This is a genomic window from Verticiella alkaliphila, assembly GCF_018904615.1.
Classification (GTDB): domain Bacteria; phylum Pseudomonadota; class Gammaproteobacteria; order Burkholderiales; family Burkholderiaceae_B; genus Verticiella; species Verticiella alkaliphila.
In genome coordinates this window covers 1-9,985 of sequence record NZ_JADCNH010000065.1, presented here as the reverse complement: position 1 = coordinate 9,985, position 9,985 = coordinate 1, and the positions used below count along the sequence as shown (strand labels likewise).

The 9,985-nt window shown below is 66.4% G+C and carries 10 protein-coding genes and 1 pseudogene; all 11 read left to right on the top strand.

The features are described 5' to 3' along the window. Positions 1-61: 61 nt before the first annotated feature. Positions 62-871: a LysR family substrate-binding domain-containing protein gene (locus tag IMZ29_RS21515; RefSeq protein WP_443083799.1), complete on the top strand. Its 810-nt coding sequence runs from the start codon at positions 62-64 to the stop codon at positions 869-871. Then, positions 868-1,146 carry an EexN family lipoprotein gene (locus IMZ29_RS21510; protein WP_023121630.1) on the top strand — a complete coding sequence of 93 codons (279 nt, stop codon included), beginning with the start codon at positions 868-870 and terminating at the stop codon, positions 1,144-1,146. Before IMZ29_RS21515 ends, IMZ29_RS21510 begins: the two co-directional genes overlap by 4 nt. Positions 1,147-1,382: 236 nt before the next feature. Next, positions 1,383-3,386 carry a conjugal transfer protein TraG gene (locus IMZ29_RS21505; protein ID WP_033457389.1) on the top strand — a complete coding sequence of 668 codons (2,004 nt, stop codon included), beginning with the start codon at positions 1,383-1,385 and terminating at the stop codon, positions 3,384-3,386. Further along, a complete protein-coding gene (locus IMZ29_RS21500) occupies positions 3,383-3,844 on the top strand; it encodes a hypothetical protein (protein ID WP_023121628.1) in 462 nt (153 codons plus the stop codon). Before IMZ29_RS21505 ends, IMZ29_RS21500 begins: the two co-directional genes overlap by 4 nt. Beyond that, positions 3,841-4,898, top strand: a pseudogene (gene trbB / locus IMZ29_RS21495) (P-type conjugative transfer ATPase TrbB). Before IMZ29_RS21500 ends, trbB begins: the two are co-directional and overlap by 4 nt. Further along, positions 4,895-5,281 (top strand): TrbC/VirB2 family type IV secretion system protein, encoded by a 387-nt coding sequence (locus IMZ29_RS21490; RefSeq protein WP_023121626.1) that lies wholly within the window; start codon positions 4,895-4,897, stop codon positions 5,279-5,281. Before trbB ends, IMZ29_RS21490 begins: the two are co-directional and overlap by 4 nt. Further along, positions 5,278-5,550 (top strand): VirB3 family type IV secretion system protein, encoded by a 273-nt coding sequence (locus IMZ29_RS21485; protein ID WP_023121625.1) that lies wholly within the window; start codon positions 5,278-5,280, stop codon positions 5,548-5,550. The genes IMZ29_RS21490 and IMZ29_RS21485 overlap by 4 nt, the downstream gene beginning before the upstream one ends. A 10-nt stretch (positions 5,551-5,560) precedes the next feature. Then, on the top strand, positions 5,561-8,014 hold the full coding sequence (trbE, locus tag IMZ29_RS21480) for a conjugal transfer protein TrbE (protein WP_023121624.1): 2,454 nt from the start codon (positions 5,561-5,563) through the stop codon (positions 8,012-8,014). Further along, entirely contained in the window at positions 8,011-8,736 is a 726-nt protein-coding gene (gene trbJ / locus IMZ29_RS21475; RefSeq protein WP_023121623.1) for a P-type conjugative transfer protein TrbJ, read from the top strand. Before trbE ends, trbJ begins: the two co-directional genes overlap by 4 nt. A gap of 11 nt (positions 8,737-8,747) precedes the next feature. Then, positions 8,748-9,068: a hypothetical protein gene (locus tag IMZ29_RS21470; RefSeq protein ID WP_023121622.1), complete on the top strand. Its 321-nt coding sequence runs from the start codon at positions 8,748-8,750 to the stop codon at positions 9,066-9,068. Further along, the coding region (gene trbL, locus IMZ29_RS21465; protein ID WP_216188171.1) for a P-type conjugative transfer protein TrbL at positions 9,065-9,985 on the top strand (921 nt) is incomplete at its 3' end. The genes IMZ29_RS21470 and trbL, both read left to right, overlap by 4 nt.

The window sequence follows — 9,985 nt, the reverse complement described above, 5'->3', positions numbered from 1 at the left end:
TACGTCAGCCCCATCCAGTTCGAGGCGGCGGCTTGTTAGGTTAAACAACCTGTCCGGCGGGATGGGGCAAGCCCAAACCACTCGCAGCACTCAACTCACCCGCGCCGGGAAACTGTTTCTGGAGCACGTGCGCCGCGTCTTCGCCGCCTTGGAACAAGCACGGGACAGTGTGAGGGCAGCGGCCAATGGATTTCATGGACAGTTGCGCGTGGCGCTGTCCGACGGCATCACCCCGTCACGCCTATCTGCTTTGCTCGCCGTCTGCCGACAAGAAGAACCAGAGGTCGAAATCCGATTCTTCGAGGTGCCACTGTCACAACAGATCAAGGGACTACATGACGATCTGTACGACGTAGGATTCGCGCAGTCCAGGGAGGCAGGCGATGGCATCGTCGCTTTACCGGCTTGGAGCGATCCGCTTATGGTGGCGGTGCCGGCGAGGCATCCGCTATTGGCCCACAAACGCATCCCTCTGGATGAGTTGCTGCGCTACCCGCTTGTCTTGTGCGACCCGCAAGTGTGCGAAGGCCATGCCAAACACGTTGATCGAGTGCTGCGTCGGGCGGACATGGAGCCGCTAATTGCGGAGCGGGTCGCTTCCTGCGACCTGATGATGGCGCTCGTATCGGCAGGCTTCGCACTTGGCCTGGCGGGTGCAGCGCACATTGTCGCAAGCCGTGAACCGGGCGTGGTAGCGCGACCACTGGCGTCCCGTGTACCGCCGCTGACGACGTACCTGCTCCGCCCAGAGAATTTCCCCTCCGATGTGCTGACACGCTTCATTAAACGTGTGCAGGCTATCGAATCACCGGAATCTCCCCGGCCCATCACGGGCCATACTCTTGACCTACCGGAGGTACCTACGCCGTGAAGAAGACCATTCCTTTCTTGCTGGCGGCCGCATTGACCGCCTGCGGCCAATCCGAGGCGCCGCAGAAAGCCGCCGATTCGGAGGCAAATATCCCGACGGTGGAAGAACTGGCAGCCAACCCCGAACGGCTCAAGGAGCTGCGCCAGCAATGCAAAACCGACCGTGCCAAGCTGGGCGACGTGCTGTGTAATCGGGTCGCCGAAGCCACGCGCAAGCGGTTCTATGGCGACGGAGAAACCCCGTACACGCCACCGAAGGAATCGCCCAAGTTCTGATTGTTGTCGGTTCGCCGCATTACCTTCATTTTTCCGCCCAACACGCCGCAATGCGCCCGCGCTTGCGGCGTTTTTCTTTGGCTCGCCAGTGCGCTAATTCTTTCTTTTTGTTCGACCTTTCTGTCCTAAACGGTCTTTGACCGGCACTGGCCCGGCACCGATCCTGACGCCTGCGGCACGTCCGTGTGCCGCTTTTTCCATGAGGAATCAGCGCAGGAGAAATCGGAGGCGAGGTCATGCAAGGGACGAACGTGCTATTCGGTCAGATCGCCGTGGTATTCGGCATCGTGATCGCCGGAGTGTGGGGCGCCACACAATGGACAGCAGCAGCCCTTGGCTATCAAGTACGCCTTGGCTCGCCTTGGTTCGATCTTCTTGGCACGCCGATCTATCACCCGTGGAAGCTGTTTGAGTGGTGGTTTTCTTACGGCGCCTATACCCCGGAAACCTTCGACACCGGCGGAGCCATCGCGGGCAGCAGTGGCATGGTCGCCGTGGCCGTCGCCATTGCCATGTCGGTCTGGCGCTCGCGGCAGGCACGCCTGGTCACGACCTACGGGTCGGCCCGCTGGGCGAACGCGCAGGACATTCGCAAGGCGGGCCTCACGCAGCCAGCGGGCGTGTTCCTCGGCCAGCACGACCGCCAGTACCTGCGCCATGAAGGGCCAGAGCACGTCCTGACCTTCGCGCCCACGCGCAGCGGCAAGGGTGTCGGCCTGGTGGTGCCCACCTTGTTGAGCTGGCCGGCTTCAGCGGTCATCCACGACATCAAGGGCGAGAACTGGCAGATCACCGCCGGCTGGCGCAGCCGTTTCAGCCATTGCCTGCTGTTCAACCCGACCGATGCGAAGTCGGCGGCCTACAACCCGCTGCTGGAGGTACGGCGCGGCGCGCATGAAGTGCGCGACGTGCAGAACATCGCGGACATTCTGGTCGATCCCGAAGGCGCGCTGGAGAAGCGCAACCATTGGGAAAAGACCTCTCACGCGCTGCTGGTCGGGGCCATCCTGCATGTGCTCTACGCGAGCGAAGACAAGACGCTGCGCGGCGTCGCCAACTTCCTCAGTGACCCGGCCAGCCCCTTCGAGCTGACCTTGCACCGGATGATGACCACGCCGCATCTCGGCGATGGCCCGCATCCCGTCGTCGCTTCGGCGGCGCGCGAAGTGCTCAACAAGTCGGACAACGAGCGTTCCGGCGTGTTGAGCACCGCCATGTCGTTCTTGGGCCTCTATCGTGATCCCACGGTGGCCGAAGTCACGTCGCGCTGCGACTGGCGCATCGCCGATCTCATCTCCGCCGAGCACCCGGTGTCGCTGTACCTGGTGGTGCCGCCTTCGGACATCAGCCGCACAAAGCCGCTCATCCGCCTGATCCTCAACCAGATCGGCCGGCGCCTGACCGAATCGCTGGACGGCTCGGACGGCATAGCGCGCAGGCACAAGCTGCTGCTGATGCTCGACGAGTTCCCGGCCTTGGGCCGGCTCGACTTCTTCGAGACGGCCTTGGCCTTCATGGCGGGCTACGGCATCCGCAGCTTCCTCATCGCGCAGTCGCTCAACCAGATCGACAAGGCGTATGGGCAGAACCACTCCATCCTCGACAACTGCCATGTGCGCGTGACGTTCGCCACGAACGACGAACGCACAGCGAAGCGCATCTCCGAGACGCTGGGCACCGCGACCGAGCTGCGCGCCCAGCGCAACTACGCAGGCCACCGGCTCGCGCCGTGGCTGGGCCACCTCATGGTGTCGCGTCAAGAGACGGCCCGCCCGCTGCTGACGCCGGGTGAAGTCATGCAGCTTCCGCCCGATGAGGCCGTGGTGATGGTGTCCAGCGTGGCCCCCATCAAGGCCACGAAGCTGCGCTACTACGCCGACACCAATTTCAAGCAGCGTGTCATGCCGCCGCCTGCGCTGGCGGACGGGCAGTACGCGGACGCGCCGCCTGCGCGCGCTGACGACTGGAGCGGCTTGGCGATCCCCGCCGTGCTGACTCCGCCTGCCGCCGGAGAAGCCGAGGGCTTCCCGGCCAGCACTGACGACGGCGGCCCGCGCCGTCAGCCAGAGCTTTCCGAAACCGTCGCCTACGACCCCGAGCTGGCCGCGCCCGCGGCCGACCTGGCGCTGCTCGATGACGACGACGACCTGCCGCTTCCCCTTCCTCGCCAGCTTGATCCGCCCATGCAGCGCGTGGCCCGGCTGGCGTCCCTCGACCCCAACGACGGAATCGAGCTATGAGCTACCGCCTGAACCTCTTTATTCAGCCCGAGCACGCCCAGCGGCTCGATGAACTGGCCGCCAAGAAAGGCGTGTCCAAGTCATCCATCGTCGCGGCGGCGCTCGCATCGTGGCTGTCGCCCGATGCCGCCGACCAGCGCGAGGCCGCTATCGCCAAGCGCCTTGATCGGCTGTCGCGCCAGGCCGAGCGCATGGAGCGCGACCAGAACATCGCCATCGAGACGCTGGCGCTTTTCATCCGCTACTACCTGACCGTCAGCACGCCGGTTCCCGAAGCGCACCAAGACGCGGCCCGTGCTCAGGGCAAGGCGCGCTTCGAGCAGTTCACCGAGCAGCTTGGCCGCCACCTGATGCGCGGACGCAGCCTGGTGCGCGACGTGGTGGAGGAACTGCACCCCGACCCGATGCGGATGGAGGACGCCGCCGCAGCGGCTCAGGCGCGGGAGCGTGCGTCATGAGTGCCGTTCCCCAATCCATGAGTGCCACGTCGCTCGACCGGCGCATCCAGATGCTGCGCACGGCAATGGGGCCGCTAATCGCCACCGCGCTCGAAGACCCCGACGTGGTGGAAATCATGCTCAACCCCGACCGCACCCTTTGGGTGGATCGCCTGTCGTCGGGCCGCGCGCCTATGGGCGTGGAGCTGCCCGAAGCCGATGGCGAGCGAATCATCCGCCTGGTCGCGACCCACGTCGCGCGGAGGTGCATCGCGGCCAGCCGCTGCTGTCCGCCGAACTGCCCGAAACCGGCGAACGCTTCGAGGGCATCTTGCCGCCCGCCGCGCCGGGGCCGGCCTTCGCGCTGCGCAAGCGCGCCATCGGCGTGATCCCGCTGGAGCGGTACGTCGTGGACGGAATGATGACCGCCGCCCAGGCAGGCTTTCTGGTGCGCGCCGTGCGCGAGCGCCAGAACGTCTTGATCGCCGGGGCCACCAGCAGCGGCAAGACGACCTTGGCGAACGCGCTGTTGGCCGAGATAGCCGCCACCGGCGACCGCGTACTGGTGCTCGAAGACACCGTGGAACTGCAATGCGTCGCCCGCGACCACGTGCCGCTACGCACGCGCTCCGGCGTGGTGTCCATGACCGAGCTGGTGCGCTCATCCATGCGCCTGCGGCCTGATCGCGTCGTCGTCGGCGAGGTGCGCGGAGCCGAGGCACTAGATCTCATCAAGGTGTGGGGCACAGGCCATCCCGGCGGCATCGCCACGATCCACGCCGGTTCCGCGCTGGGCGCGCTGCTGCGCATGGAGCAACTGATTCTCGAAGTGGCGGTGAACCCGCCGCGTGCGCTGATCGCCGAGGCGGTCAACGTGGTGATCCACATCGCCGGGCGCGGACGGAAGCGCCGCATCGAGAGCATCGCCCGCGTCGTCGGCTTCGACGGCGTTGGCTACCAACTGGCGGATGCGATGGACACGCCGTTTCCCGAGCTGTCGCCAGTTCCCGATGCCGCATCCGCTGCGGCGACTTCCTCATCCCCGTCCCTCAATCCCTCTGGAGAACTGCCATGACGCACGCCCATGCCTTCCGTGTTTCCGTAAATCCGCCTTCGCACCTGTCCATCCTCGCGCGGCTGCGCTGCCTGGGCCGCCCTGCGGGGCAAGGGCTGCTGCTGGCCGCGCTGCTGCTGTTCCTGGCCGGAACCGCGCAGGCCGCCGGTTCCTCGATGCCGTGGGAAGGCCCGCTGCAATCCATCCTCGAATCCATCCAGGGGCCGGTGGCACGCATCGTGGCCGTCATCATCATCATCGCCACGGGCCTCGCGCTGGCCTTCGGCGACACGTCGGGCGGTTTCCGCAAGCTGATCCAGATCGTGTTCGGCCTGTCCATCGCGTTCGCGGCTTCGAGCTTCTTCCTATCGTTCTTTTCGTTCTCGGGCGGGGCTGTCGTATGAGCGCCCCGGATAGCTTCGCAGCCGGGTTCGAGGTGCCGCTGCATCGCTCGCTCACCGAGCCGATCTTGCTGGGCGGCGCACCGCGCACCGTGGCGATTGCCAACGGGACGCTGGCCGCCGCCGTCGGGCTGGGCCTGCAACTGTGGATTCCGGGCGTCGTGCTTTGGATCGTCGGCCATTCGCTGGCGGTATGGGGTGCGCGCGTCGATCCGCAGTTCATGGCCGTGTTCGCCCGGCACATCAAACACCGCCCGCTGCTGGACGTGTGAGGGGGCCGCCATGCTGAACCTCGCCGAATACCGCCAGCGGCCCGCGCTGCTCGCCGACTGGCTGCCCTGGGCCGGACTGGTCGCGCCGGGTGTCGTCTTGAACAAGGACGGCAGTTTCCAGCGCACGGCCCGGTTTCGCGGGCCTGACCTCGACAGTGCAACGCAAGGCGAGCTGATCGCCACGTCGGCGCGCTTGAACAACGCGCTGCGCCGGCTGGGTTCGGGCTGGGCGCTGTTCATCGAGGCCGAGCGCCGCGCCGCCGCCGACTACCCGCACTCGGACTTTTCCGAGCCGCTTTCGTGGCTGGTGGACGAAGAACGCCGCTCGGCCTTCGAGGATACCGGCCACCACTTCGAGAGCGGCTATCACCTGACGCTGGTGTACCTGCCGCCCGAGGAATCGCGCGCCCGAGCCGCCAAGATGCTCTACGAGAACACGCCGACGAGTGGCGTGGACTGGCGCGAGCGGCTGCAAGCCTTCGTCGCGGAAACGGATCGCGTCTTCGACCTGCTCGATGGCGTGATGCCGGAAATCGCCTGGCTGGACGACGCGCAGACTCTGACCTATTTGCATTCGACTATCTCGACGCGGCGCTTTCGCGTCGGCGTGCCCGAGGTGCCTTTCCACATCGACGCGCTGCTGACCGACTCGCCGCTGGTCGGTGGCTTGGCGCCCATGCTGGGCGACCGGCACCTGCGTGTGGTGTCGGTGCGGGGCTTCCCGACCTCGACCTGGCCGGGGATTCTGGACGACCTCAACCGCCTGGGATTTGGGTATCGCTGGAGTACGCGCTTTCTGTGCCTGGATAAATCCGAGGCGGAAAAAGAACTCGCCCGCCTGCGCCGTCAGTGGTTTGCCAAGCGCAAGAACGTCATTGCGCTGCTGCGCGAAACGATCTTCCAGCAGGAAAGCCCGCTGGTCGATACCGACGCGAACAACAAGGCCGCCGACGCTGATGCCGCCTTGCAGGAGCTGGGCAGCGATCAAGTCGCCTTCGGCTACCTGACGGCGACCGTCACCGTCACGGACGAGGACGCCGGCGCAGCCGACGAGAAGCTGCGCATGGTGGAGCGCGTCATCCAGGGCCGGGGCTTTGTCACCATCCCCGAAACGCTCAATGCCGTGGATGCGTGGCTGTCCTCGCTCCCCGGCAACGCCTACGCCAACGTGCGCCAGCCCATCGTCTCGACGCTGAACCTGGCGCACATGATGCCGGTGTCGGCGGTATGGGCCGGGCCGGAGAAGAACGACCACCTGGGCGGCCCGCCGCTGATCGTCACACGCACCGATGGCGCGACGCCGTTCCGGCTGGTGACGCACATCGGCGACGTGGGCCACACGCTGGTCGCCGGCCCGACCGGCATGGGCAAGTCGGTCTTGCTCGCCACGCTGGCGATGCAGTTCCGCCGCTATCGCGGCTCGCGCATCTTCGCCTTCGACATGGGGCGCTCGATGCGCGCCACCATCCTCGGGCTGGGCGGCGAGCACTACGACCTGAGCATGGATGGCGAAATCGCCTTCCAGCCGCTCGCCCGCATCGACCGCGAGGGCTACCGCACCTGGGCCGCCGAATGGATCGAGGGGCGCTTGCTGCACGAAGGCGTGGCGGTCGGCCCGGACGAGAAGGCGGCCATCTGGTCGGCACTCGGCAGCCTTGCCGGTGCGCCGGTGGAGCAGCGCACGATGACCGGGCTGTCCGTGCTGTTGCAGAGCAATGCGCTGCGCCAGGCGCTCGCGCCGTATGTGCTCGGCGGCGCGCACGGCAAGCTGCTGGATGCCGATCACGACCGGCTGGGCATGGCCGACGTGCAGGGTTTCGAGATGGAGGAGCTGATGCACAGCAAGGCCGCCGTCATGGCCGTGCTGCATTACCTCTTTGCGCGTTTCGATGAACGCTTTGACGGTGCGCCCACGCTGCTGATCCTCGATGAAGCGTGGCTGTTCCTCGATGACCCCGTGTTTGCCGCGCGCATCCGGCAGTGGCTCAAGACGCTTCGCAAGAAGAACGTCAGCGTCATCTTCGCCACACAGTCGCTTGCGGACATCAAGGATTCGAGCATCGCGCCCGCGATCATCGAAAGCTGTGCAAGCCGCATCTTCCTGCCGAACCCGCAGGCGACCGAGCCGCAGATTCGCACGATCTACGAAGGCTTCGGCCTAAATTCGCGGCAGATCGAGATCGTCGCCACCGCGCAGCCCAAGCGCGACTACTACTACCAATCCCGCCTCGGCAACCGCCTATTCGACCTCGACCTGGGGCCGGCAGCGTTGGCGTTTGCGGGCGCTTCCACGCCGCAAGACCAGCGCGACATAGACCGCGTGCTGCTGGACGCCGGCACGCCTGGCTTCGCGGGCGCCTGGCTGCGCCATCGCGGCCTCGATTGGGCGGCTGACCTGCTGCCCTCGTTCCCCGGCCTCGCGCCGGGTTCCTTCGCTGACCACCCACAGGAGATCCTGCCATGAAGAAGCGCCTTGTCGCCGCTGCCATCGCGGCCATGCTTTGCACCGCCACTGCCCATGCGCAATGGGTCGTGATCGACCCCACCAACCTCGTGCAGAACACGATGACCGCGATCCGCACGCTGGAGCAGATCAACAACCAGATTCGCCAGCTCCAGAACGAAGCGCAAATGCTGATGAACCAGGCGCGCAACCTCGCCAGCCTGCCGTCCAGCGTGGTCGGCCAGTTGCGCGCCAACCTGGCGACGACCGAGCGGCTGATCGCCCAGGCCCGAGGCTTGGCCTACGACGTGACGAATCTGGATCGGGAGTTTGCCCGCCTGTACCCGGAGCAGTACGCCGCCACCGTCAGCGGCGACCAGATGTACCGCGATGCCCAGGAGCGGTGGAAGAACACGCTCAACGGCTTGCAGACCACCATGCAGATGCAGGCGCAGGTGTCGCAGAACCTGGGCGAAGACGAAAGCGTGCTGGCCGATCTGGTTGGCAAGAGCCAGTCGGCGCAAGGCGCGTTGCAGGCGATGCAGGCCACGAACCAGTTGCTCGCCTTGCAGGCCAAGCAGTCGATCCAGTCGCAGCGGCTCCAGATCACGCAAGACCGGGCCGCCTCGCTGGAACTGGCGCGGCAGGCGGCGGCGACCGAGCGCGCCCGCGAAGTGCGGCGGCGCTTCCTCGGGGAAGGCACGCCGTACACGCCGCAGTCCGTCAACTTCTACCGCGACTGACGGGGGCCGACATGCGATGCGTCCTCGTCCTTGGTGCCGTGCTGCTGGCCGCTTGCGGCGAGCAGCCGGCCGACAACCTCGCCGATGCCCTGGCTGCCGACCCCGCGCGGCTCAAGGCGTTGCGCGCGCAATGCGCGGCCGACCGGGAGGCCACGGGCGAGGACGCTTGCCGCGCCGCCGCCGAAGCCTTCCGGCGGCGCTTCTTTTCCGGCGAGGCCGGGCCGGATGAATACCGGACGCTGGCCGACATGCCGCCGATCCCGCCCAGCTTCGAGGAACCGGCCGATGGCACCGCGCCGGCCTTGCCCGCCGCCCCGGAGGGCACGCCATGAATGACGTGACCATCATCGACCAGTTCCTCAACACCTTCGCCACCTACATCGACTCGGGTTTCGGGCTGCTGCGCGGCGAAGTGGCGTTCCTCACGGCCACGCTGATCGTCATCGACATGACGATCGCCGGGCTGTATTGGGCCATGAGCCACGCTACCGGCCAGGGCGATGACGTGATCGCCAAGCTGCTGCGCAAGGTGCTTTACGTCGGTGCCTTCGCCTACATCCTCAACAACTTCAACTGGCTGGCCAGCATCGTGTTCCGCTCGTTCGCTGGGCTGGGCATCACCGCCACCGGCTCGTCCATCACGATGGAGAACTTCTTGCAGCCGGGCCGGCTCGCGAAGACCGGCATCGACGCCGGGGCGCCGATTCTGGAGCAGATCGGCGAGATGGCCGGCTTCCCCGAGGTGTTCGTGAACCTCGACCCCATCGTGGTGATGTTCCTCGCGTGGCTGGTCGTGGTGCTGTGCTTCTTCGTGCTGGCGATCCAGCTTTTCATCACGCTGATCGAGTTCAAGCTGACCACGCTCGCCGGGTTCGTGCTGGTGCCGTTCGCGCTGTGGAACAAGACCAGCTTTCTCGCCGAGAAGGTGCTGGGCAATGTCGTGGCCGCCGGTATCAAGGTCCTGGTGCTGGCCGTGATCGTCGGCATCGGCTCGGGCCTGTTCTCGCAGTTCCAAGTCCATCCCGCCGAACCGAACATCGACCACGCGCTGGTCATCATGCTGGCCTCGCTCACCTTGCTGGCGCTCGGGATCTTCGGCCCTGGCATCGCCACGGGCCTCGTGTCCGGTGCGCCCCAACTCGGCGCAGGCGCGATGGCCGGCGCCGCCGTCGGTGCAGCCGGAACCGCAGTGGCTGTCGGTGCCGCCGCGACGGGCGTGGGCGGTGCGGTGGCCGCTGGTGCTCGCATG